At 59.2% G+C, this 24,196-nt stretch carries 19 protein-coding genes and 5 pseudogenes; 17 read left to right on the top strand and 7 right to left on the bottom strand.

Translation table 11 applies throughout. The features are described 5' to 3' along the window. Positions 1 to 876: 876 nt before the first annotated feature. The 9 genes and pseudogenes from cysD (at position 877) to HAP48_RS05585 (ending at position 10,993) form a co-directional block, all read left to right on the top strand. Positions 877 to 1,776, top strand: a complete 900-nt coding sequence (gene cysD / locus HAP48_RS05625) for a sulfate adenylyltransferase subunit CysD (protein ID WP_166214493.1) — start codon at positions 877 to 879, stop codon at positions 1,774 to 1,776. Then, positions 1,776 to 3,651, top strand: a pseudogene (gene cysN / locus HAP48_RS05620) (sulfate adenylyltransferase subunit CysN). Before cysD ends, cysN begins: the two are co-directional and overlap by 1 nt. A gap of 450 nt (positions 3,652 to 4,101) precedes the next feature. Then, on the top strand, positions 4,102 to 4,695 hold the full coding sequence (locus tag HAP48_RS05615) for a gamma-glutamyl-gamma-aminobutyrate hydrolase family protein (RefSeq protein WP_210292795.1): 594 nt from the start codon (positions 4,102 to 4,104) through the stop codon (positions 4,693 to 4,695). Between the two features lie 222 nt (positions 4,696 to 4,917). After that, positions 4,918 to 5,313, top strand: coding sequence for an IS66-like element accessory protein TnpA (tnpA, locus tag HAP48_RS05610; protein ID WP_166202956.1), 396 nt, complete (start codon positions 4,918 to 4,920; stop codon positions 5,311 to 5,313). Then, entirely contained in the window at positions 5,310 to 5,657 is a 348-nt protein-coding gene (gene tnpB, locus HAP48_RS05605; protein ID WP_063676425.1) for an IS66 family insertion sequence element accessory protein TnpB, read from the top strand. Before tnpA (HAP48_RS05610) ends, tnpB (HAP48_RS05605) begins: the two co-directional genes overlap by 4 nt. A 46-nt stretch (positions 5,658 to 5,703) precedes the next feature. Continuing rightward, positions 5,704 to 7,377, top strand: a complete 1,674-nt coding sequence (gene tnpC, locus HAP48_RS05600) for an IS66 family transposase (protein ID WP_166205228.1) — start codon at positions 5,704 to 5,706, stop codon at positions 7,375 to 7,377. A 90-nt stretch (positions 7,378 to 7,467) separates the two neighbouring features. Beyond that, positions 7,468 to 8,337 carry an EamA family transporter gene (locus HAP48_RS05595; protein WP_224496925.1) on the top strand — a complete coding sequence of 290 codons (870 nt, stop codon included), beginning with the start codon at positions 7,468 to 7,470 and terminating at the stop codon, positions 8,335 to 8,337. Then, entirely contained in the window at positions 8,334 to 9,620 is a 1,287-nt protein-coding gene (locus tag HAP48_RS05590; RefSeq protein WP_166214494.1) for an ATP-grasp domain-containing protein, read from the top strand. The genes HAP48_RS05595 and HAP48_RS05590 overlap by 4 nt, the downstream gene beginning before the upstream one ends. After that, on the top strand, positions 9,620 to 10,993 hold the full coding sequence (locus HAP48_RS05585; RefSeq protein ID WP_477021274.1) for a glutamine synthetase: 1,374 nt from the start codon (positions 9,620 to 9,622) through the stop codon (positions 10,991 to 10,993). Before HAP48_RS05590 ends, HAP48_RS05585 begins: the two co-directional genes overlap by 1 nt. Positions 10,994 to 11,630: 637 nt before the next feature. On the opposite strand, the gene HAP48_RS05580 is transcribed toward HAP48_RS05585, so the two are convergent. Together HAP48_RS05580 and HAP48_RS05575 are read right to left on the bottom strand one after the other, a co-directional pair. Continuing rightward, positions 11,631 to 12,596 carry a TauD/TfdA dioxygenase family protein gene (locus HAP48_RS05580; RefSeq protein WP_051346740.1) on the bottom strand — a complete coding sequence of 322 codons (966 nt, stop codon included), beginning with the start codon at positions 12,594 to 12,596 and terminating at the stop codon, positions 11,631 to 11,633. A gap of 187 nt (positions 12,597 to 12,783) precedes the next feature. Next, positions 12,784 to 13,384: pseudogene (locus HAP48_RS05575) on the bottom strand (helix-turn-helix domain-containing protein); the annotation flags it as partial. Positions 13,385 to 14,165: 781 nt separating this feature from the next. On the opposite strand from HAP48_RS05575, the pseudogene HAP48_RS05570 reads away from it, so the two are divergent. Next, positions 14,166 to 14,412 (top strand): annotated as a pseudogene (locus HAP48_RS05570) (IS256 family transposase); the annotation flags it as partial. Positions 14,413 to 15,008: 596 nt separating this feature from the next. Here HAP48_RS05570 and tnpC (HAP48_RS05565) read toward each other — a convergent pair. The 3 genes and pseudogenes from tnpC (HAP48_RS05565) to tnpA (HAP48_RS05555) all read right to left on the bottom strand — a co-directional run. Beyond that, a pseudogene (tnpC, locus tag HAP48_RS05565) lies at positions 15,009 to 16,188 on the bottom strand (IS66 family transposase); the annotation flags it as partial. A gap of 122 nt (positions 16,189 to 16,310) precedes the next feature. After that, the gene (tnpB, locus tag HAP48_RS05560; protein WP_166214495.1) at positions 16,311 to 16,667 is read right to left on the bottom strand and encodes an IS66 family insertion sequence element accessory protein TnpB; all 357 of its coding nucleotides are present in this window, start codon (positions 16,665 to 16,667) and stop codon (positions 16,311 to 16,313) included. Beyond that, entirely contained in the window at positions 16,664 to 17,068 is a 405-nt protein-coding gene (tnpA, locus tag HAP48_RS05555) for an IS66-like element accessory protein TnpA (RefSeq protein WP_224496924.1), read from the bottom strand. Before tnpA (HAP48_RS05555) ends, tnpB (HAP48_RS05560) begins: the two co-directional genes overlap by 4 nt. Positions 17,069 to 17,194: 126 nt before the next feature. Here tnpA (HAP48_RS05555) and HAP48_RS05550 point away from each other — a divergent pair, with 126 nt between their 5' ends. The 3 genes and pseudogenes from HAP48_RS05550 (at position 17,195) to HAP48_RS05540 (ending at position 19,065) form a co-directional block, all read left to right on the top strand. Next, positions 17,195 to 17,512, top strand: coding sequence for a hypothetical protein (locus HAP48_RS05550; protein WP_175612360.1), 318 nt, complete (start codon positions 17,195 to 17,197; stop codon positions 17,510 to 17,512). Between the two features lie 120 nt (positions 17,513 to 17,632). Then, positions 17,633 to 17,797 (top strand): annotated as a pseudogene (locus HAP48_RS05545) (IS481 family transposase); the annotation flags it as partial. Between the two features lie 119 nt (positions 17,798 to 17,916). Then, positions 17,917 to 19,065, top strand: a complete 1,149-nt coding sequence (locus HAP48_RS05540) for an acyltransferase family protein (RefSeq protein ID WP_224496923.1) — start codon at positions 17,917 to 17,919, stop codon at positions 19,063 to 19,065. On the opposite strand, the gene HAP48_RS05535 is transcribed toward HAP48_RS05540, so the two are convergent. After that, the gene (locus HAP48_RS05535) at positions 19,044 to 19,208 is read right to left on the bottom strand and encodes a hypothetical protein (RefSeq protein ID WP_166214498.1); all 165 of its coding nucleotides are present in this window, start codon (positions 19,206 to 19,208) and stop codon (positions 19,044 to 19,046) included. The two genes, HAP48_RS05540 and HAP48_RS05535, sit on opposite strands and share 22 nt — an antisense overlap. 273 nt (positions 19,209 to 19,481) lie before the next feature. On the opposite strand from HAP48_RS05535, the gene tnpA (HAP48_RS49930) reads away from it, so the two are divergent. The 3 genes from tnpA (HAP48_RS49930) to tnpC (HAP48_RS05520) are packed head-to-tail and all read left to right on the top strand — an operon-like array spanning position 19,482 to position 21,927. Next, positions 19,482 to 19,883: an IS66-like element accessory protein TnpA gene (gene tnpA, locus HAP48_RS49930; RefSeq protein ID WP_166205105.1), complete on the top strand. Its 402-nt coding sequence runs from the start codon at positions 19,482 to 19,484 to the stop codon at positions 19,881 to 19,883. After that, positions 19,880 to 20,227 (top strand): IS66 family insertion sequence element accessory protein TnpB, encoded by a 348-nt coding sequence (gene tnpB, locus HAP48_RS05525; protein ID WP_165124204.1) that lies wholly within the window; start codon positions 19,880 to 19,882, stop codon positions 20,225 to 20,227. The genes tnpA (HAP48_RS49930) and tnpB (HAP48_RS05525) overlap by 4 nt, the downstream gene beginning before the upstream one ends. Positions 20,228 to 20,274: 47 nt before the next feature. Then, positions 20,275 to 21,927, top strand: coding sequence for an IS66 family transposase (gene tnpC, locus HAP48_RS05520; RefSeq protein WP_166207527.1), 1,653 nt, complete (start codon positions 20,275 to 20,277; stop codon positions 21,925 to 21,927). A gap of 52 nt (positions 21,928 to 21,979) precedes the next feature. On the opposite strand, the gene HAP48_RS05515 is transcribed toward tnpC (HAP48_RS05520), so the two are convergent. After that, positions 21,980 to 22,573 (bottom strand): serine O-acetyltransferase, encoded by a 594-nt coding sequence (locus HAP48_RS05515; protein ID WP_166214499.1) that lies wholly within the window; start codon positions 22,571 to 22,573, stop codon positions 21,980 to 21,982. 68 nt (positions 22,574 to 22,641) lie between these two features. Between HAP48_RS05515 and HAP48_RS05510 the strand changes: the two genes are divergently transcribed. Next, positions 22,642 to 23,976 (top strand): IS1182 family transposase, encoded by a 1,335-nt coding sequence (locus HAP48_RS05510; RefSeq protein WP_166202952.1) that lies wholly within the window; start codon positions 22,642 to 22,644, stop codon positions 23,974 to 23,976. The last annotated feature ends 220 nt before the right edge of the window (positions 23,977 to 24,196 follow it).

The following is a 24,196-nucleotide window of genomic DNA, read 5'->3' as shown; positions in this document are numbered from 1 at the left end:
TTGGGTCGCGACCGATGAAGAGCTGGCGAAATTGGCAGTCCCAGCCAAGTGATGGTCTGTTTCTTTTCCCACTCGTCGACCTCTCTGCTCCTTGCCGAATTTCACTGATGCTTGCCGATCATATGCGAGGTGCATGTCGCATTTACATTTTCAATGGTTAAGCAAACAGCATCGTATCGATTGGATGCAACAATGTCCCATGTGCCGTCTGGTTACCTCTTAAAGTTCCCACCCTGTTTGCATCTTTCCATATGCGCGGCCGATCGTCGTTCAATCGCGCTGGTCCCTTGACTTCGTCTCAGCTGCTGAGCAATCGGGGAGCAACTCAATGCTTCTGGGATCCCCCAATCGATCGAACTGAACAGCAATCTCAGAGAACTTTCGCTCCGCGTCCGATATCGATAGTGCGGAGAGGCGCAAACACCTAGCGGGCATCGAAGTTGAGGAGAATTTTCCGGTCGGCGAATTCACTGGTGGCTCTGCTGTACGGGGCAATCTTGCGCAGAAGCTTATGGGGTAGGGGGCTGGATGCATTCAGAAGCCTGACGCATCTATCGAGAAGCTCTTGGGTGATGTCGTGCGGCTTGAGCAGCTCTTCAAAATACCTTAGGGTGATCTGGATACTTGCGATCAAAATACGCTGGCTGATCTAGCCAAGATGCTTAGCCCACACGGGCTGATTGCACCCCGATCACGTGTGAGGCGGACTGCGGTGAATGCGATAGGATGCCGGGTATGCATGTCTGCTGCCTCAAGCAGTGTTTGACCTGATCGACGAGCCCTTCGCCTTGGCGAGCCGTTTGCGCCGCTTGCATTCCTCATCCGGGCTCGAGCCATGAAACGGCGATCACAAAGATCTTGCACCGAAAAGAACACATGCTGCCGAAACATCTACGCCGCCTCGAATCCGAATCGATCGAAATTATGCGTGACGTGGTCGCCGAGTTCAAAAGACCGGTGCTGCTTTACTCGATCGGTAAAGACTCGAGCGCGATGCTGCACATCGCGATCAAGGCATTCTATCCCGCAAAGTTGCCTTTCCCCCTGCTTCACGTGGACACGACTTGGAAGTTCCACGAGATGATTAGCTTCCGGGATGAGACAGCCAAGCGGCTCGGCCTCCAGCTGATCGTCCACATAAATAAGGAGGGCGTCGCGCGCGGGGTCAATCCGGTCGACGCCGGCTCTGCGCTTCATACCCAGGTGATGAAGACCGACGCGCTGAAGCAGGCGCTCGACCTCCACGAATTTGATGCTGCCTTTGGTGGAGCGCGGCGCGACGAGGAAAAGAGCCGCGCAAAAGAAAGGATACTCTCGTTCCGTTCCGCGGGACACGTATGGGACCCGCGTAACCAGCGGCCGGAGCTCTGGAACCTGTTCAACACACGGATCCGCCGGGGCGAAACCATGCGCGTTTTTGCGATGTCAAACTGGACCGAAATCGATGTGTGGGAATACATCATGCTCGAGAAGATCCCGGTTGTCCCGCTCTACTTCGCAAGGCAAAGGCCGATCGTGCGTCGAAATGGCGCGATGATCATGATCGATGACAAGCGGTTGCCGCTTGACTCCGACGAAGTTCCGGAAATGCGGATGATCCGTTTCCGTACGCTTGGATGTTATCCTTTGAGCGGGGCTATTGAGTCCGGTGCAGCGACGATCGAAGATATCGTCGCGGAACTGCGGACCGCGAGGCTGTCGGAGCGCCACGGACGCCTGATTGATACCGATGAAACCGGTTCGATGGAGAAGAAGAAGCGGGAAGGCTACTTTTGATGCTTGCCAAGTCGATAGTGGAACCGTTCCAACCCAAGTCAAAGGATCAGTTGCGATTCATCACATGTGGTTCAGTGGACGACGGGAAGTCGACCCTGATCGGCCGCCTGCTGCACGATAGCAAGTTGATTTACGAGGATCAGTGGACGGCGCTTGAACGGGACAGTGCCAAGCACGGCACCTCCGGCCGCGACATCGATTTCGCGTTGCTCGTCGACGGGCTTGAAGCCGAACGCGAGCAGGGCATCACGATCGATGTGGCTCATCGCTTCTTTGCGACAGAGCGGCGCTCGTTCATGGTGGCCGACACGCCCGGCCACGAACAGTACACCCGCAACATGGCCACCGGCGCCTCCAACGCTCAACTCGCGGTCATCCTGATCGATGCACGCAAGGGCGTGCTGGTCCAAACCAAGCGCCACTCCTTCATCTGTTCGCTGCTTGGTATTCGGCATCTCGTCCTGGCCGTGAACAAGATTGACCTCGTTAGCTACAAAAAAGAGATCTTTGACCGGATCTTCGCAGACTATGTGGCGTTTGCTGCCGATCTTGGCTTTGCCTCGATCGTTCCGATTCCGATCTCCGCCCGGTACGGCGACAATGTCGTCGATCGCTCCTGTAATACTCAGTGGCATGATGGCCCATGCCTGCTCGGTCACCTTGAGAGCATTGACATCGGCTCCGACAGCGCGGGCCAGGCGTTCCGCTTTCCTGTCCAGTGGGTGAACCGGCCGAATATTTCCGCGGTTATGCCGGGTCCGTGGCTTCGGGGAGCATTTCTGTGGGAGACGATATCGTTGTCGCCACATCCGGGCGGATCGCGCGAATCAAGCGGATCGTGACTCGGGACGGCGATCTCGCTTGCGCTGAGTCCGGCGACGCCATCACGATTGCGCTTGAAGACGAGATCGATGTCCGCCGTGGCGATCTCCTGGCACGACCGACCGAGCGGCCGCAGGTCGCCGACAAGTTCGCCGCTCATCTGATCTGGATGGATGAGGACCCGCTTATTGTCGGACGCAACTACATTCTGCGCATCGGGACGCAGACCACAGCCGCTTACATTACCGCAATCAAGCACGAGATCGACGTCAATACGCGTGAGCATCAGGCAGCTAGGACGCTGAGTCTCAATGAGATCGGCTTTTGCAATGTCTCAACGGCACTGCCCGCGGCGTTCGATCCTTACGAAGTGAATCGCAAGACCGGATCATTCATCCTCATCGACCGTTATACCAATCGTACGGTCGCAGCCGGCATGATCGCATCTCCATTGCGACGGGCTGCAAACGTCGCCTGGCAACCCCTTGACGTGGGAAGGAAGGAGCGGTCAAGAACCAGAAGCCTTGCATTATCTGGTTCACCGGCCTGTCCGGCGCGGGAAAGTCGACGATTGCCAATATCGTCGATCAGAAGTTGTTTGCAATGTCGCGGCATGCCATGTTGCTGGATGGGGACAACGTCCGGCACGGACTAAATGTGGACCTCGGTTTCTCCGATGTCGACCGCGCGGAGAACATTCGGCGTGTCGGAGAAGTTGCCAAGTTGATGGCGGACAGCGGCTTGATCGTGATCTGCTCGTTTATCTCGCCTTACAGGGCGGATCGAGACCTGGTGCGCGGCTTGGTAGGTGGGGAGGAGTTCATCGAAGTCTTTGTCGACACGCCGATCGAAGAATGCACGCGGCGCGATCCCAAAGGTCTCTATTCAAGAGTGAAGTACGGTAAGATCAAGAGCTTCACCGGCATCGATGCGTCCTACGAAGCCCCCATAAGACCCGAAATTCATCTCAGGACCATGGAGCAAACGCCTGAGCAGTCAGCGGAAGTTGTGGTCGGTGCCTTGATAGCGCGCGCAATCCTTGGCGGTTCGTAGCGCAGAACCTGACACTGCGCATCGCACGATAGATTTTGTAGGAGATGAGCTCACCAGTCTGCTGGCTGGCCAAGGCGACTCGGGTTAAGCAGGGGCATCGATCCGAATTGTCCTCTAAAGGAACAAAATGGTCGCACCCGCTCGTCGACTGCCCGCTTCTGGTTACGTGCGCGAAGTCGACGGTCAGTTCAAAACCGAATTCGCGACCAGAGATGGAGCTTGGGCAGGAGCGGAGGAGCTCAAGAAACGCCGTCCCATGCTCCAGGTCAGAGTCTACGACGCAATGATAAAGGACCACCGCGCGGCGTCGCGGTCAGGCAATCTCGTTGCTCAAGCGCTTCAAGGTCTTCTACACACTGATCAGCGCGAAGATCCGCCTGCAGAAACCCGGTATTCCGGCCTGGTTTCGGCAAGGATCGCGCATGAAGCCAGAGGATCAGCCAACTTCACTTGTCTGCAGGCATCGAGCTAGCAGGCGAAACGCCGACCATCCTGTTGTCGACAGGGGATGACCAGCAGGATGTTGAGGGCGGGACTCTTGACCGCCCTCGCGACAGGCTCTCTGCGGTAGCCATTGAGAACGCCACTGCGCTCGGAATGCCGATGCTAGGCATCTGCCGTGGACTTCAGGAACTCAACGTTTATTTCGGCGGCACACTCCGGCCATCGCTAGCGGCGTGGAGGCCCGAGAGTGGCCAGATGCATGCCGAGAAACCAGATCGTCCAAGGGACCGCCAGTACGATGCCGCACACAGCGTGAGAATATGTTCTGACGGTGCGCTGTTTCCGATCGCGCGCGCCGTCGCAGCGCAAGTTAACTCCCTGCACAATCAAGGCATAGAGACACTTGCCGCCGCGCTAAAGCGCGAGGCGTGGGCGCCTGACGGCCTGGTCGAGGCAGCTTCAGTCATTGGCGCGCCGACAATGCAAATCGGAGTGCAATGGCATCCCGAATGGCACGTAGCAACCGATCTCCTCAGCCAGCAATTGTTCGCGGCATTTGGAGCGGCGTGTGCTGCCTATCGCCAAACAAAGAAGCAATAGAGGCGGATGGTGACATTTCAATCGAAGCGCGGTCCGTTAAGGTCGAAAGGAGAGGCGCTCGGGACTGATGCGCGAGCATGGTTCTGGGGGCGTGCTGCAGCATTCCATGGGCAGAACAAGAGCGGGCGATCGGCAAGTCGCTTCGCTCTAGGAGTTCTCTTTGTGTATCCGTCCGAGGGCGGCCGTCTTGCGAGTTTTTCCGATCTGTAGCTGACTGTCCTTATGGACGGACATAAGGACAGTGCGGTGCTGAGCCGCATGGATTTGGTGGAGACCGGTCGGCGGCGACGCTGGACGCGTGCGGAGAAGCTCAGAATCGTAGAGGAGAGCTTCTCGGGGCCACGACTGGTGTCGGCGACGGCTCGCCGGTATGGGATATCACGTCAGCTTCTGCTGAGCTGGCGCAAGGCTTGGACCTGTCATGATCCGGCCGAAGAGGATTCGATCGGCCCGACATTCGTCCCTGCGATAGTTGCGGCAAGTACGCCGCCAACGACGGAAGCTGTCGAGACAGGTCAGATCGAAATCGTGAGCCCTCAGGGGCTGCGCGTGGTCTTCGGCCCCGGTGCGGATATCGAGGCGGTCGTTCGAATTGCTCGGGGCCTGGCGCGCCGATGATCCCGATCCCGACGGGCGTGCGGGTGTGGCTGGCGACGGGCCATACCGACATGCGGTGCGGCTTTCCGAGCCTGGCTCTGCGCGTGCAGGAAGTGCTCAAGCGCGACGCCATGGGCGGCGGTCTTTTCTGCTTCCGGGGCAAACGCGGTGATCTATTGAAGGTCATTTGGCACGATGGCCAGGGCGCCTGCTTGTTCACCAAAAGACTCGAGAGAGGCAGGTTCATCTGGCCATCGGTTGCTGGTGAATCGGTAACGATCTCTCCGGCGCAGTTGAGCTATCTGTTGTCCGGGATCGATTGGCGCAACCCTCAAGAAACCCAGCGTCCGACGCGGGTCGGATAGTCGTTTTACGGTTTGAATCTGCTGCTCGATCTGATTCAATGGCTCCATGATATCGAAGCCGGATGATCTTCCATCGGACCTTGTCAGTGCCCTGGCGGCGCTGCAGGCCGAGCGTGAGGCGCGACAGAAAGCCGAGGCGAAGGCCGCCAACTGGCAGGCGCAAGCCGCGAATGCGCAGGCGAAACTGTCGGATACCGAGGCGCTGATCGCTCATCTCGAGTTGCGCATCGAGAAGCTGAAACGCGAACTGCACGGGCAGCGATCCGAGCGCTCGGCACGGCTGCTCGAGCAGTTGGAGTTGGAGCTCGAAGAACTCGTCACCACGGCGAGCGAGGATGAGCTTGCCGCACAGGCCGCAGCGGCGAAGACGCAGAACGTCCGCCCCTTCATGCGCAAGCGGCCGGTGCGCAAGCCATGGCCTGACGATATCGAACGCGAGCGCGTCGTCATTGAGACTCCAACGACCTGCGCCTGCTGCGGTGGATCGCGGCTGGCGAAGATCGGTGAGGATGTGACCAAGACGCTGGAGGAGATCCCGCGCCGCTTCAAGCTGATCGAGACGGTACGCGAGAAGTTCACCTGCCGCGATTGCGAGAAGATCAGCCAGCCGCCCGCGCCGTTCCATGCCACGCCGCGCGGCTTCATCGGCCCACAATTGCTGGCGACGATCCTGTTCGACAAGTTCGGCATGCATATCCCGCTCAACCGCCAGAGTGCGCGCTTTAAGGCCGAGGGGATCGACCTGCCGTTGTCGACGCTGGCCGACCAGGTCGGCCACGGGACCTTCGCCGTCATGCCGCTCTTCCACTTGATCGAACGCCACGTGCTCGCTGCCGAGCGCCTTCATGGCGACGACACCACCATCCGTATTCTGGCGAAGGGCAAGTGCACGACCGGGCGGATCTGGACTTATGTGCGGGATGACCGGCCGTTCGCCGGGCCTGCGCCGCCGGCAGCGGTCTATTACGCCTCGAGCGACCGACGAGGCGAGCATCCACAGAGACATCTGGCCGCCTTCGCCGGCATCTTGCAGGCGGATTGCTACAGCGGCTTCGAGCCGCTGTTCGACCCGCAGAAGAAGGCGCTGCCGATTACGCCGGCGTTTTGCGTGGCCCATGCGCGGCGGGGCTTCTTCGAGCTGGCTGATATCGAGAAAAATGCTCGGGAAGGCAAGAAAGGCAAACCGGTCTCCCCGATCGCGCTGGAGGCTGTCAGACGCCTCGATACGTTGTTCGAGATCGAGCGCGCCATCAACGGCCGCGGTGCCGGCGAGCGGCGTGCCGCTCGCCAGGAACAGAGTAAGTCACTTCTCGAGGACATGCATGCCTGGCTGCTCCGCGAGCGCGAAACCCTCTCGCGTTCCTCCGAGGTCCTGAAGCCGATTAACTACATGCTCAGGCGCTGGGACGGCTTCGCCCGCTTCCTCGACGACGGCAGGATCTGCTTGACCAACAATTGCGCTGAGCGCGCATTGAGAGGCATCGCCTTGGGAAGGCGCAACTGGACCTTCGCCGGCAGCCAACGCGGCGCCGACCGTGCCGCCATCATGCTGACGATGATCACGACCTGTCGCCTCAACGACGTCGATCCCAAGGCCTGGCTCGCCGACGTCCTGGCCCGTATCGCCGATCATCCCGCATCGCGTCTGCACGAGCTCTTGCCCTGGGAATGGAAGCTCCTGCGCCAGGCCGACAAGCCAGCCAATCAGCAGGCCGCCTGACCTTCACCCTTCACCCAATGCCATCATAGACCTCGCCGTGCCCGCGCGCATGCGTCAATCAGGCGGCCTCCGTCGTATGCGTACCTCTTTGTGGCGCTTTATGTCGTCGTGAGCGCCGCAGGGGAGGTTTATGCCGCGTCGTATTTTCAGCAGGCAGACGTGTTCGTCGCTCTGCTGCTGTCCTTTGCTGCGGTTTGTCTAATGTTCAATCTCCTAGCTCGCCACGAGGGAGGCGAGGCGCGGCTGACGAAGCGCTCGCTCCTGGTTCTTGTCTCGCTCAATGTCGTGACCGCGATAAGCTGGATCGGCTTGTTCATCGGTCTCAAATATGCAGAACCGGCGATCGTCGTCGCGTTCATGGTGGCGTTAGGGCCCACAGCAACAGTGTGGTTAAATGCACTGATCAGGCGACAGGGCGTCCCTCCAGCATCCGATGTTGTCGTGAGCGTTACGATCGCGGCGATTGGATGCTACATGATTTGGATCTCGGCTAGCGGCAACGCGGGCATGGAGTGGGGGACTCGATCGTCCTTTGGCATCGTCTTGGCAATCGTGGCCGGTCTATCGCTGGCCCTCACAAATATTCTCGTCAAGTTGCTCTTCGACCGTGGGTTTTCTGTACGGCAAGTGCTGGCCCATCGGTTTAACGCAACCATTCTGCTGCTGCTGGGACTGGTTGACTATTCCTCTCTCGTGCTTGAGATCTCGCAGCATTGGCTTGCAATCGCAACGATTGGGCTGTCGACGATCATCGTTCCTTTGCTCTTGATCCAAGCGGGCATTCGCCGCGTAGAGCCCTTCACAGTCAACATGGTCCTGTCCACGGCTCCTATCATCACCTTTCTGTTCCAGTACTTCGATTCTCGCATCGTGCCTTCCTCACATACGTTCGTTGGAAATGTTCTCATTACGGCTGTCGCCTCGGGCAACATCTACTTGCAGTATCGGAGATCCGCATGAAGGAACGCAGTTGCGTAATCGTGGACGCATACTCGACCGGTCGATACCTACCGGAGGAGTTTGAGCGTTATGAAATTGGAACGGTGCACGTGATGTCTGCTGCGCAAATTCCTGCGATCTTTCAACCGCATTTCAATGCAGATCTGTATGATGAAGTCATTCGTCCGCCCGAGCAAATGTCTAATGAGGAGATCGTTGAATTTCATGCTCAGGTCCTCCGCGGCAGGAAGCTGGAGTTTGTTATCGCGGGGTGCGAAACCGGTGTTGAGCTCGCCGACTCGCTGTCGGAGCGGCTAGGGTTACCTTCAAATGGGACGGCGCTGTCAGCCGCCCGACGTGACAAGGCGCGTTTGTCTGACGCGCTGGGCGCTGCAGGCGTGCGATCGATCAGGCAGGTCGTGTCCAATAATGCTGAAGAGGTCACGAACTGGAAGCATCGCGCGGATTTCGATGAAATCGTGGTCAAGCCTCTGAACAGTACGGGTACCGAGGATGTGTTCTTTTGCTCGACTGACGCCGATATTCGGAGAGCTGTAGGCGCAATTGTCGGGAAGACGAACCGTACAGGAGCGTTCAATCATTTTGCGCTTGGACAGGAGAAGATAAACGGCCAGCAGTACACCGTAAATGCGGTCTCGATCGACGGCGAAGCCTTCGTTACCGAGGCCTGGACCTATGACACCGTTCCTATTGAGGGGGCGTCGTCGGTTTGCTCGGTGGAGCGGTTGCTGGGGGGCAGGGAACCGATTGTTCATAAACTGTCCGACTACTTGGTGCGCGCTTTGCAGGCGCTTCAGATTGTCGACGGACCTGCTCATGCCGAGATCATCGTCGACCATCGGGGACCGGTTTTGGTGGACTTCGGAGCGAGGCTTCAAGGAACCATGTCGGCAAAAGCACGAACAATGGCGTTGGGTCATAACCATATGGCGCTGACGGCGTGGCGCTACGCAGATCCCCAAGGCTTTGCTGCGTATATGAGGCGGCGTGGGGCTTACAAACGGCAGGCTCATGCACTGTGCGTCTCGCTGATTTCCGACACGGCCGGTGTTGTTAGCGGCTATTCGGGTCTGGAAACGATTCGCAAGCTCCCGAGCTTCGCTGATGCCATTGCTTTCGTTCCGATAGGCCAAAACCTGGTTCCGACGGTCGACTTAGCATCGACACCGGGAATTGTTTATCTGGTGAATAACGAATTGAATCAGCTTGAGGATGATTATCGCAAGTTGCGAGCGATGCGGATGGACCACGTGTTTGATTTGATGACGCAGGATCGCAACTGATGTTAACCGATGCTATTGGGGTGAATCCAACCCACGCGACAATGATCGGTGTGAGTGATTTTGATGGCGTCCTGCGGGGCAAACACATCTTACAGGAAGATGTCTCGGATCGAGACGGAGTCATCAAGTTCTCTGAAGCGGTGCTCGCCTGGGATTGTTCGGACCGAGTGATACCAGCCGGCTTCACGCAGAAGCCTCTGTCGGCGTTCGGAGACGCCGATCTGCGTATACTGTCAAGCACCGGACGTGCTGTGTCTTATGTCGGGGATCAACGCCTCTACCTCGCCGAGTTTACGGGCGCGCATGAGGGTATTTGCCCGCGTGGCGTTCTGCGCAAGGTCCTTCGAAGGGCTGCTAACCATGGATACAGCTGCGCTGCCGGGTTCGAGTTTGAATTTATGCTGTTCAAGGAGAACGCAGACACGATAGAAGAGAAGCCCTTTGACAAATGGGTTCCGTTAACGCGTGGTCCATTCGGTTACTCGATTGCGCGCTCTGTCGCACACCAGGAGCTGTTCGGTGAGATCTTGGTGCTTTGTGACAAGGCCAGAATACCTCTTATCGGGCTGCACTTTGAAACGGGGCCTGGCGTCATTGAAGCGTCACTTCATGATTGTGATGCGCTGGAGGCCGCGGATCGAGCAATCGTACTCAAATCGATGATAAAAGCGTGGGCGCAAACGCGGGGCATGATGGCCACTTTCATGGCCAAGGTTTCTGAGAAATGGCCCGGCCAGTCCGGACATATTCACATCTCAGTTGCGTCCGACGGTGACAATGCGTTCTACGACCGCGACAGGTTCCGCGGTATCTCAAAACAGATGAGTCAATTCATTGGCGGACAGCTGAAATACATGAGTGATTTCTGTGTGCTCGCCGCGCCGAACTTCAATAGCTACAAGCGGTTGGTGCCCGGCTGCTGGGCTCCAACCTGTCCAAGCTGGGGAGTTGACAACCGTTCCTGTGCGGTACGGGTCATTCCGGGAGACCCGTCTGCTCATCGCCTAGAGTACAGGCTGACAGGCGCGGACATGAACCCATATCTCGCGCTCCGTGCGCGATCGGTTCAGGCATTCTGGGAATCGAAGAAGATGCTGCATTGCCGGCTTCGATCGTCGGTGATGCAAGCGAGAAGACCTGCCATACTTCCGCTAGACTTCCGCAAAGCTTATCAGAGGCGACATACCGACTTGCACGGTCTCCAGTCGCCAGGGATGTCTTTGGAGACAGGTTTGTTGAAGCCTTTTCTTGCTCGCGCCGTTGAGAATGGGAATCCGTTCAACATCGTGTTACCGACTTTGAACGTCAGCGGTACTTCGAGATCACCTAGCGTAAGCTCCATGCTGCTCCAATGGTTCGTGATGTCGGCTTGACCTCGGATCCTTGGTCAGGATGCACAAGCGCCTTGCAAGCCCGCTGGCCCGAGCGTATCGGCGATCGGCATCACCAACCGCACGTTTCCGGCTGTTCGATCGGCCATTCTGTTCGAGTTCGTCAGCTCCTCGAAAGCGAACCTTCTTACCATTCGAACCTCGGCTCAAGAGGTCGATGCTGCCTATAACCGAACGTCGCGAATCTGGGATGTCCGCTCGGCAAATAGGCTACCGGCGAGAGCTTTATGGTCTTCAGTTGGATAAGCGGTGCTGGCTCGCCAGGAATTCGAACGGAGTACGCCGGCAGAGAGGAGGACAAAAATCTATTCAAGCAGGCCGTGAGCGCCACCAGAACAAACCATGCGGAGATGAAAGCGACGATTGAGCTGACGCGCAAGCGGGTCGGCTGCAAAGGTCGCCGACACAACACGTGCGTCATCGACGCAATGGTGTAAGTCGGGTCATCATCTGCTCCAACTGTATCGACAGAGGCTCCGATTTGGAGCTCGAGCGATCCATACGGCAACTTTTCACGGTGACTACTCTTGGAACAACGACGTATGGGGCGCGTGCGCTGGACCTCAGACGAATTCAGCGGGAGCAGTCAACCAGTGGGACTCAGCGGGAACAGCTCCGTTCAGCCAGGCTCGCTCGATTGTCCAGCTTGGAGTATGATGGGCGGTATCGAGGGCGGCTGCTTGCTGATCTTGAGCCGCGTTATGCTGCGCCGGCCGTCGACGCTTACGGGCACGTCGCCATCGATCGTGGCCCGGCGCATGACGCGATGATGATCGCCATAATCGTTGACCGCGTAGTGCAACGTTGCGCGGTTGTCCCATATCGCGACGTCGCCCTCCGTCCAGTTCCAACGCACGGTGTTCTCGGCTGCAGTGATATGATATTGGAATAAATCGAACAGTTTCTGACCGTCATATTTGGGAATGTCGACAAACCGCTGTACCAACGCGCCGAGCAATAGCGTGCGTTCACTGGTCTCGGGGTGGACGCGGACGAGAGGATGCTCGGTCTCAAAGATGGTTCTGGTGAAGACATCGTCAAAATGCTTCTTGTCGACTTCGCGGACACGGGCCATTCCGGCGTAATCGAAGAGGTTGCTGTGAACGGCCCAGAGGCCGTCGGCAAGCCGTTGTAGCGGAGGCGGCAGATCGAGATACGCGGCTGCTGTATTCGACCACAGCGTATCGCCGCCGAACGATGGGATTACAACGGCTCGTAGAACCAGAATCTTCGGATATGCGTCGGCAAAGGTCCCATCTGCGTGCCATATGTCAGCGCGACCTCCGCCGCGGGTGGAGTCGAGCTCAAGGAGCGACGCAGTTCCGTTGGCAGCACCGAGCATCGGGTGCGGTACCAGCTTTCCGAACCGAGCTGCAAAGCGCTCCTGCCCAGCATCATCAAGGTGGCTCTGGTTACGGAAGAAGATCACCTTGTGCTCGAGTAACAGGCCACTGATCGCAGCGATGATCTGGGTCGGCAAATCGCCCGTGAGCCTCAGATCTTTGATTTCGGCACCGATGCGCGCTGCGCGTTTCACAACGTTGCCGCGCGGAATGACATCATCGATCAAAGGTGTTGCACTCATCGTGACATATCTCCCACGTCTGGTCGTCGCTTCCCTCGTCCCAGCCAGTGAATGATCCACAGCAAGCATTGTGCCAGGCGAAGGGACCGCGCCCCGGGCGGCCATGTACGACACGGACACTAAAGGATTGGAATATTTGGCGCGAGCCGGCCAGGGACTGAGCTCAGGCGCAACTATGCCGCTTCTAATCGTGGCTCTGGCCGGGCAATGCGCGGCCGTTGAGCAACTTCGGATGCTCCAAGGCGTGGATCGAGCGCTTCTCGTCCACGCATAGCGCCTTCGCTGGCGGGGCGACGTAAAGGCCGACGACATCGGCAGCTTTGGCCGCAACGTTCGGGTCATTGCTCTCCCACCAGGACTGCGAGCCGCGAGGTCAATCTTGTGGTTGTGCAGGACCGCCAGACATATTGGACATCAACATCGCCCAGCGCCTCGGCCAGCAGAGGGCGGGTGGTCCAGCGCGCAAACCCTTGCGCGGGGCGCCTTATCCAGCAGCTTGAGAATCCGCTTGTCGGTCGTCTTCGTATAGATCGCAGCTTGCCGGGCCGCGGCTTGTCTTGCAGCCCTTCAAGACGTTGCTCGGCATAGCGATGCCGCCAAAGGCTGACAATCCGCGGCTAGACCCCGACTTCCTTGGCGATCGACCGGGGGCCGCGTCCGGCCGCCGCCAACAGAAGTATCCGCGCTCGCTTCAAATCACGCTGCAATGTCACCGGTGAGGGGCAACAGGTTTCAGGCACCTTGCGATCTTTCCTCGAAAAGCGGACTTCTCTTGCTTCGGGTATTATCTCGCTTGAATCACGACTCTCGTTCCACGAAAAGTGGGTGCTAGGGTGAGCAGGGGTTGATCGAGGCGGGTGTAGAGAGCCTTTCGTTCGAGCAGCACAAGAAAGCATGTTCAATCGAGATCGCGCAGAGTCATCGACGGGGAATACACCTCAGTTGATAAGCGGTCCAATCGACATGTGAAAGCGGCAGTCGTGACGCCGTCACGGCGACTTCAACGCCTCATCGATCCAGTGCCGCGGCATCCTTGTAAGCAGATCAACGTCCCCGGGTGTGCCAAGATACTGTGCTCCAACGGTTTCGCGGCCGATTGGCTCGGCCGGCTTTGCCGGAGCTTGCGCTCGCCACGCCGGGCCGCGGCAGAAGCGGTTGTCAAGAGTCCAAGCCGCGCCGAGCGTCGAAGCTTCTATGGGTGTACCGCGCAAGGCGGAAGCGCGCTGTTTGGAGCTTGGAGGGCCTGCGAGAAGAAGGGAGGCGGGCCGTTGTCCAAGACGCTGCAAATCTGCTACTGGCGGGGCGAAGAGCGGCATGATGAGGGCGCGCTGCGCGGTTTACGGAATGTGGAGCGCGTCATGGTCGAGTAGGTTGCAGCTTGGAACAGCAGCGGCGTTGAAGAGGCTGAACAGGTTTCTGGACAATTGCTGAATCGATGATCCGATAAGGTCATCCATTTCGCAAGTGGATCGACCGGATGGGCTATGGGCGAAAGTTGGTGACAGCATGAAGAGGTAAGGCGGCGTATCGTGGTGGTGTTCGAAGCCTCCAGTTTCGATCGAAGGCGCCGTGACCGACTCTAACGGTTTTCAATTTTCCCAGCCAGGAAGCTTCGCGGACCCGCTTACCGAGGTTTTTCGCAGCGGCGCGCGAGCGCTGCTGATGCAGGCCGTGGAGGCCGAAGTGGCGGCTTTGCTCGGCAGGCACGCCGCAGGTTACCGATGATGGCCGCCAACGGCTGGTGCGCCACGGCCATCTGCCCGAGCGAGAGATCATAACTGGCATCGGCTCGGTAGCGGTGCGCTGCTCGCGGATATCTGTCGTACTCACAGTTACGCAGAAGAGTGACCGTCGACGCGTGGTCGATGAAGGCTCCGCGCGTCCAGCTCAAATTGTCTTCAGGTCTTTCACTCCGTGGTTGACGCTTGCTCTTCAGGAGCGATGCGATGCGCCTCATGCGGCGGCACCGGCCGAAATCAAGTCGAGGTGTCCTGCAAACCTACAACTCAATAGGGTCCGAGTTCAGGACGGTGATGCGTCTGGGCAACTGTTGTCGACTAGTTCAAAAATGTCACGCCAAGTCGGCGCGCATCACGCCAAACTACCTGGCATATCGTATCGACGTCCGCGCTTGGAACGCGCAGCCCAAAAGCTGCGGGCATGAAACGCGCGTCAGGCGTCTGAACGATTGCGGAGGATGCCGTGAGGTGGCGGACCTTGCAGCGCATTGGACTGCCATCAACCAAGATCTGTCCTGCGCAGACAATGCTTTTCCGCTCATTCGACATATTCCGCCCTCCCCAATATAGCACCTGCACTTTTGTGCCGGCGACTTCCGCCTCAAATAAGGCCAGACCATGGTGTCACGCTACTCTCGGCGTCTCTTTTTCAATCCCAGCCAACTTTGCCAACGTCCCATCGTGTGTCCACAATTCTCCACCCGGCGTGCTTCGTGTCGTGGCTAATCAACGGGAGCTTTGCGCGGAGCCACTGCTCGAAGGCTTCCGCCAGCGGTCGGCTTTTCTGTTGCCGAACGAGACAGCGCTCCTCGGCGCTACGGCCACGGATGTCCTTCTCGATGGCATAGAACTCGGCGATATGCTTGAGCGCCTCGCCCGCAATGGGCGCGGGACCGGGGGCGGCGAGTTCGTAGAAGTTACGCCGCATGTGGGACCAGCAGAATGCAAGCTGAACGTCGCCACGCTCGGCCAGCTTGCCATAGCCAGCATAGCCATCGACCTGCAGGATCCCCTTGAAGCCTGCCAGATGGGCGATTGGTCGGTCGGCCTTGCGATCGGGAGCATAGACATAGGCGACGCCCGGCGGATCGGCGCCGCCCCATGGCTGGTCGTCCGCCGCATAGGCCCAGAGCTGGCCGGTCTTGGTGCGCCCACGGCCAGGATCGAGCACCGGCATCGTTGTCTCGTCGGCGAACAGCTTTGGCCGTCGCCTGAGCTTGCCGAGGAGACGGTCATGCAACGGACGCAGGTGGAAGGCGGCTTGTCCGACCCAGTCCGCCAGCGTCGAACGATCGAGCTCAATGCCCTGGCGGGCGTAAATCTGCGCCTGCCGATAGAGCGGCAGGTGATCGGCATATTTGGACACCAGAACCTGGGCGATGGTTGCTTCGGTCGGCAACCCACCCTCAATCAGTCGAGCCGGGGCCGGCGCCTGCATGACGCCGTCCTCGCAAGCGCGGCAGGCGTATTTGGGACGCCGGGTCACGAGGATCCGGAACTGCGCCGGGACCAGGTCCAGCCGCTCGCTTCTATCCTCGCCGATCCGGTGTAACTCGCCCTGGCAGCAGGGACAGGTCTTGCCCTCGATGTCGACGACGACTTCGATCCGCGGCAGGTGCGCCGGCAAAGGCGCCACGGTTGACGCGGCGCCTACCGGCTTGCACCTCACGGCCTTCAGGTGCGCTGACGTCCTGCGCCGTCTCGCCGTACGCTGCGACCTGCTCGACGTCTTCCAGGCCCAGCAGCATCTGATCTTCAGGCAGCGTCTCTGCCCGTCGGCCAAACCGATGTCGCTGCAATTCCTTGATGATCTGACGCAGTCGTTCGCTCTCGCACCGCTCGGCAAGCAGCATCGCTTTCAGCGTCTCGGGATCGTCAGGCAGGGCGTCACTCACACCCAATTCAGAGCATATTCGCCGCCATCTGGCGACGCGTCCGACGCTCCTGATTCACTTCGCCGCAGCACCGCCAACAACTATCCCGCTTGTGTTGGCGCCGGCGTCGCCCGTGCCTCATGCACAAGCCGCCAGTCGAGCCCCTCCAGCAGCGCCGACAATTGCGCCGCCGACAGACGCATCACGCCGTCCTCGACCTTCGGCCAGCGGAAGATCCCATCCTCCAGCCTCTTGGTGAACAGACACAGACCCGTTCCGTCCCAGAACACCAGCTTGATCCGATCCGCCCGCTTGGCCCGGAACACATAGACAGCTCCCGAGAATGGGTCTGCCCGCATGCTCTCGCGCACCAGGGTCGCAAGCCCTTCCATCCCCTTGCGGAAGTCTACCGGTTTGGTCGCCACCATCACCCGGACCACACCCGACGGACCAATCACCGGCTCGCCTTCAGTGTCTGGACGATCGACGCAATCATCGTCGGGTCCGCACCACGACCGGCCCGGATCGTGATTCCGTCGACTTCGATCTCGATGATCCCGGAATCCGTCTTGGCCTTGCAGCGCACCGCTTTGCGCTCACGGCCAAGAGCGGGCGCCGGCACTACGGCATCCACCACCGCCGGCACAAACTGTACTTCTTCCACTTCGGAATGACCGCCCGCAGCTTCTCGCAACTGACGGCGCCAGCCAAACAACTGCTGCGGCGACAATCCATGCCGTCGCGCTACCGAACAGACCGAGTCGCCGCTCGCCACGATCTCCGCAACAATCCGCGCCTTGTCCTCGTCGCTCCACTTCCGCCGACGGCCGGCTCCAGTGAAGACCTCAAGCCGTCGCACCGGCTCCGTGATAGCACTATGCACTGTGTCCATTCTAAGCCTAACGGTTCAAACAAACCGCAGACTCGCAGATCGCCCCGTCAACCGGTAGGTGGCCGCTGAACAGCGCTTACGCTGCGCCATCGGGTGCTTGCGATCTACCGGCAAAAGGCGATTGAGGCCGCCTTGCGCAGCATCGACATGACCGGGATCGCGCCTGAGGCCGAAGACGAGGCCGAGTACTACACACGTCAAAACGCGTTGAGTTGGCGACTCATTCCTGTTGCCACGACCGAAATCAAGGCTCGTCTGGCGTCGTACGGTTTCGATCAGCACTCCATCAACACCGACGTCTACGTCCAGGCGCGCGACATCTTCGTCTTGTTCGAGGGCCTGCTTAATGCCACGCAAGCGAGACGATTGCTGCTCATCAGGGAGATCAGGAGGCATCGATCCCCAGACTAGCGCTTCGGCGCCATCTTTCGGAGAAACAACCCATGCTTAGGGAGGCCGAGCGCGCGAAGAGCTTTCCCACCGCTCTCGGGGCTCGTCCAGTTGGCCGAGCTGTTCGCCCGCCTTCCGAGTCAGCTCGAAGCTCACCTTGCCGACCTCATCAATGGCGATAACTACGCTCGGCTGCTGAAGCCCCTGCAGGCCACACCTTACGAATACATCTGCAAATGCTGGACAAAAGAGCCCGAACGATTCACCCTCAATCCGCTCCAGCAAATGCCGGGACTAAACACCTAAAGCAGTTGACGGTGCTCAGACCGTGTAGCGGCACACGGTATATGCAAGTATATGCAAGTATATGCAAGTATATGCAAAGAAAATGCGACAGATGCGTTAATAGAATCGCAGAATCTTAGATGTCGAACGCGATGCTCAAATCCAGCTACGACCTCCCGAATTTACCGCGCCCCCCAACGCCTTTCCCGAAGACCCCGGGTCGCTGGCTGCCAAAAGAGGTCGCGCGACTGAGCATTCTTGACGGCATGCGGGGAATTGCTGCCATCTGCGTCGCCTTTTTACACTTTTATGAACCCTTTCAGTTCGGTCCTCAGAACTGGATTCCTCGCGGTTATCTCGCTGTAGATTTTTTCTTTTGCTTGTCAGGGTATGTAATGGCATTTGCCTACGACCCTTCTCGCGTAGAATTGTCACCCACAGAGCTTATTAAACGGCGTCTGATACGACTGCATCCGCTGGTCGTAATTGGCTCCTTGTTGGGCTTCGTTGTGGCTGTACTCGGACGATTCTATGCGCCTGTGGCTGCCGCATTATTCAATTTTAGTGTCACGGAGTTTTTTATTCTCCTCACCTCCAGCGCACTTCTATTGCCGCACCTATTTCTCAGCGATCCCAGCTTTCCTATTTTTCCTTTAGTCGCTCCCGCCTGGTCATTGCTTTGCGAGTATGTGGCGAGCCTAACGTTTGCTCTTTTTCTGCGCCAACTATCGCTTCGATGGTTGCTAGCGATGCTCGCCTTCGCCGCGGTTGCAACGGCATACACGTGCTACGATTTCGGAAGCCTAAACGGCGGTTACGACCGCAGAACCTTCTGGATTGGCTTTGTACGGGTAGGTTTTTCATTTATCGCGGGCGTTGTTGCTTACCGTATTGGCAGGCAACCGCTGTTGCCACGGGCAGCATATTACCTTCCACTTATCCTGCTTGCGACCTTCTTTTGGCCCTTCCTTTGGAAGCCCTACGATTTCCTGATCGTCACAATCGTATATCCGCTCCTTGTTTGGCTGGGCGCTAATGCAATCGGGAGTCCGTCGATCAACCGTTTTAGCGAGTTTATCGGAGATCTTTCATATCCGCTTTATATGACCCACTACGTTCTACTCATGCTATTGTTCGGCGGAACTTCGGCAGGTTGGGTTGCGCAGAATCATGCAGCGCTAGCGGTACCAACCATGACTCTAGTGGCAATCGCTTTTAGCTTTCTTGTTAAGCGATATCTCGACGAACCGATCCGAGCCACTTTGCATCACAGATCAATTGAGCACTGATCTGCCTTTCCTTCCCGTTCGTGTAACTGATCACGGATGTAGCGGCCGAAGCTGAATCCATCGACCGCATGTTGATCGATCAAGGTCTCGTCATAAAGGCTCATAAGTTCGATAGAGCAACCATCGAACTGAACGAGCTGCATGCACGTCCCCCATGGATGCCTGCCGAGGGGGCGTGGTGCGAAGCCAAGCGCTGCACAACGGTCGAGCAAAAGAGGATGGTCGATGCCAGAAGGCGGTCATGATAGCTCCGGATGGGGACCTGCTCAAAAGCCCGAGAACGACGTGGTGGAACGAGGTTTCTGGCGGGCAGGAACCCCAGCGACGGTCGTTCCAGGGTATCCCTCCATTGAGGGCCGCCTTGTTTGACGGACGCGAGCGCTGCAGGTCCTAGGGGTAATCCTAGGAGAAGCGCTATGACGATTTCGCGGGCAGAGGTGATCACATCGGTCGAGCGGCGGCGTCGGTGGTCACAGGATGAGAAGGAACGGCTAGTTGCAGCATCGTTCGAGCCCGGAGCCACTGTTTCCGAGGTGGCTCGCATGGCCGGCCTTCATGTGAGCCAGCTGTTCAGGTGGCGCAAAGAGCTTTGCAAGCACGGTGAAACGAGTGTAGCGCCGTTGGTGCCGGTCGAGATTGGGCCGTCTGTGCCGCCGCGGGATGTGGCCGAAGCGCCATTGACGACGGCGCCGGCGCGTCGACGGAGGAGCCAGGGCATCATCGAGATTGATCTCGGTAGCGGACACCGCATCCGGGTCGACGGTGACGTTGATGGAGACGCGCTGCGGCGAGTTCTCGATGCCCTGGTGCGCCGATGATCCCGGTTCCGACAGGCGCGCGAGTGTGGCTCGCGACAGGCTACACGGATATGCGCAGAGGCTTTCCGTCGTTGGCACTCCAAGTGCAGGAGGTGTTGCGCAAAGACCCGCTCAGCGGTCATCTGTTCGTCTTCCGCGGTCGCCGCAGCGATCTTGTGAAGATGATCTGGCACGATGGCCAGGGAGCATGCTTGTTTACCAAAAGACTCGAGAGAGGAAGGTTCATCTGGCCATCGGTTGCCGGTGAATCGGTAACGATCTCTCCGGCGCAATTGAGCTATCTGTTGTCCGGGATCGATTGGCGCAACCCTCAAGAAACCCAGCGTCCGACGCGGGTCGGTTAGTCGTTTTGCAGGTTTGAATCTGCTGCTTGATCTGATTCAATGGCTTCGTGATATCAAAGCCGGACGATCTTCCATCGGACCTTGTCAGTGCCCTGGCGGCGCTGCAGGCCGAGCGTGAGGCGCGGCTGCGAGCTGAGGCGATGGCTGCCAGCGCGCAGGCGGAGCTGTCGAACAACGAGGCGCTGGTCGCGCATCTCGAGCTGCGGATCGAGAAGCTCAAACGCGAACTGTACGGGCAGCGCTCCGAGCGCACGGCGCGGCTGCTCGAGCAGTTGGAACTGGAGCTCGAAGACCTCGTCGCCACGGCGAGCGAGGATGAGCTTGCGGCGCAGGCCGCAGCGGCGAAGACGCAGAACGTCCGCCCCTTCACGCGCAAGCGGCCGGTGCGCAAGCCTTGGCCGGACGACATCGAACACGAGCGCGTCGTCATTGACGCTCCGACGAGCTGCGCCTGCTGCGGCGGATCGCGGCTGGCGAAGGTCGGCGAGGATGTGACCAAGACGCTGGAGGAGATCCCGCGTCGCTTCAAGGTCATCGAGACAGTGCGCGAGAAGTTCACCTGCCGCGATTGCGAGAAGATCAGCCAGCCGCCTGCGCCGTTCCATGCCACGCCGCGCGGCTTCATCGGCCCACAATTGCTGGCGACGATCCTGTTCGACAAGTTCGGCATGCATATCCCGCTCAACCGCCAGAGTGCGCGCTTTAAGGCCGAGAGGATCGATTTGCCGCTGTCGACGCTGGCCGACCAGGTCGGCCACGGGACCTTCGCCGTCATGCCACTCTTCCACTTGATCGAACGCCATGTGCTCGCTGCTGAGCGCCTTCATGGCGATGACACCACCATCCGTATCCTGGCGAAGGGCAAGTGCACGACCGGGCGGATCTGGACTTATGTGCGGGATGACCGGCCCTTTGCCGGGCCTGCGCCGCCGGCGGCGGTCTATTACGCCTCGAGCGACCGACGAGGCGAGCATCCGCAGAAGCATCTGGCCGCCTTCGCCGGCATCCTGCAAGCCGATTGCTACAACGGCTTCGAGCCGCTGTTCGACCCGCAGAAGAAGGTGCTGCCGATTACGCCGGCGTTTTGCTTCGCCCATGCGCGGCGGGGCTTCTTCGAGCTGGCTGACATCGAGAAGAATGCCCGGGAAGGCAAGAGAGGTAAACCGGTCTCTCCGATCGCGCTGGAGGCGGTCAGGCGCCTGGATGTGTTGTTCGAGATCGAGCGCGCCATTAACGGCTGCGGCGCCGAAGAGCGGCGCGCCGTGCGCCAGGAAAAGAGCAAGCCGCTCCTCGGGGACATGCACGCCTGGTTGCTGCGTGAGCGCGAAACCCTCTCTCGCTCCTCCGAGGTCCTGAAGCCTATGAATTACATGCTCAGGCGCTGGGACGACTTCGCCCGCTTCCTCGACGATGGCAGGATCTGCTTGACCAACAATTGTGCTGAGCGCGCATTGAGAGGCATCGCCTTGGGAAGGCGCAACTGGACCTTCGCCGGCAGCCAGCGTGGTGCCGACCGTGCCGCCATCATGCTGACGATGATCACGACCTGTCGTCTCAACGACGTCGATCCGAAAGCCTGGCTCGCCGACGTCCTCGCCCGTATCGCCGATCTTCCCGCATCGCGTCTGCACGAATTGCTGCCCTGGGAATGGAAGCTCCTGCGCCAAGCCGACAAGCCCGCCGATCAGCAGGCCGCCTGACCTTCACGCAAACGCCATCATAGAGCTCGCCGTACCCGCGCGCATGCGTCCATCACGCGGTCCTCGTCGTATGCGTACGTTCCAGGCGCAACGGGGTCAGAACGATCGAACCGGCCGCGACGACGCTTCCCTCGCCGATATCGATTCCGCCCAGGATGATCGTGCCGGCGCCGATCGTGCATCCACGCCGCAAGCGGGGATGGCGGCGGTCGCTGCTATCCTTCAGGGTGCTGCCGAGCGTGACGCCATGCCAGATGCTGACATCGTCCTCAATCTCCGCAGTCTCCCCGACAACGAAACCCAGACCGTGATCCAGCCAGACTCCGCGGCCGAATACCGCTCCGGGATGAATGTCGGTCGCGAAGGCTTGACCGAAGATCGTCTTCGTTGCTAGTGCGAGCTCTTTTCTACCTCCACGCCAGAGCGCATGTGCCACCCTATGCGCGAGGACGGCGTGAATGCCTCTTGAGAACAACAGGGTCTCAATTTCTCCGCCCGGCTCGAAATTTCGCACCGTCGTGACCGCGACGTCGATCATCGACGCGCGCGGCACGTCGGGATCTCGTCGGAACACTTCCGTTGCAGTCGTCAGGACAGCCCGCCTCGCCTGAGGTTCCTGAACGGCGTTGGCAAGCACTGCTGCCATGAGGTCCCTAGGAGCTTGTCTGGATAGTCGCTGTTCAAATCTGGTCGGGTCTGATTCAACATTGGGCGATGAGCAAGTATTTTCGGCCTTGGAACATCGATCAGACGCTGCTTCTGCCGCCGAATGTGCAGGACTTCGTGCCGAAAGGCCATGTCTCGCGGTTTATGGTTGATCTGGTGCGGGAGAGCCTCGATCTCAGGGAGATCATGGGCAGCTATGTGAGCGGGCTTGGGCAGCCGCCGTTTGATCCGCGGATGATGGTGGCGCTGCTGCTGCATAGCTATGCGAGTGGGCTGTATTCGTCGCGTCGGATTGCCAAGGCCTGCCGGGAGCGGAACGATTTTGTGATGATCGTGGCGCTGGATGCGCCGGATTTTCGGACGATCAGCGACTTTCGCAAGCGACATTTGAAGGCGCTCGGCGCGCTATTCGTGCAGGTTCTGAAGTTGTGCGAGACGGCCGGGCTGGTCAAGCTCGGTCATGTCGCGCTGGATGGTACGAAGATCAAGGCGAACGCGTCGAAACACAAGGCGATGAGTTATGAGCGCATGAAGAAGCGCGAGGCGGAATTGAAGGCCGAGGTCGCTCGCATGCTGGCGGCCGCCGAGGCGGCGGATGCCTCGGAGGATGAGACTTTCGGCAACAGCGACGAACTGCCGGACTGGACCGTCGACAAGCAGAAACGGCTGGCGAAGATCCAGCAAGCGATGGCGGCGCTGGAAGCGGACGCCAAACTGGCGGCGGAGGAAGAGCGCCGCATCGAGGCCGAAAAGGAACAGCAGCGCCAGGCCGAAGGCCGCAAGAAGCCGGGCAAACCGGCGGCGCTGCCATCGGAGGAACCCAATCCCAAGGCGCAACGCAACTTCACCGATCCGGAAAGCCGCATCATGAAGTCGAAGGATGGCTTCGTTCAGGCCTATAATGCCCAGGCGGCCGTCGATGCACATGCCCAGATCATTGTCGCGCAAGAACTGACCCAGCACGGCAGCGATCAGGGCCAGTTGGTGCCCCTGATCGAGGCCATCGAGAGCAATCTTGGCCGCAAGCCGCGGCAGGCCTCAGCGGATTCCGGCTACTGCAGCGAAGCCAATCTCGAAGCGCTCGACACACGCAGCATCGATGGCTATGTCGCGCCCGGACGCGCCAAACACCCGACAGTAGCGAACGGAAAAGTCGGCGGCCCGCTGACACAGGCCATGCGAAAGAAGATCGACGATGGCGGCTTCGAAACACCCTACCGATTGCGAAAGCAAGTGGTGGAGCCGGTGTTCGGGCAGATCAAACAGGCAAGAGGCTTCCGCCAGTTCCTGTTGCGGGGCATCGAGAAAGTGCGCGCCGAGTGGACAATGATCTGCACCGTCCATAACCTCCTCAAGCTGTTCAACCTCGCAAACGCAGCCTGAGCCTGCTACTCTACAACAAATGCCCGTCACGAAAACATATCTGGACGGGCTCCTAGCGGACGACATGGAGCCGAGGTCGAGCGACAGAACGTCGAACACCGACGCCTCCCGGCCCGCCAGGTCCTAGCCTTGGCTGAGAAGGCGGCTGCCCTCGGGATCAAAAGAGCCGGAGACGTCAGATTTGTCGGTTGCGGCGATACTCAGATCTATTGCTCCCGCG

The sequence above is a fragment of the Bradyrhizobium septentrionale genome (assembly GCF_011516645.4).
GTDB lineage: Bacteria > Pseudomonadota > Alphaproteobacteria > Rhizobiales > Xanthobacteraceae > Bradyrhizobium > Bradyrhizobium septentrionale.
This window is presented reverse-complemented; position numbering and strand designations above follow the sequence as displayed.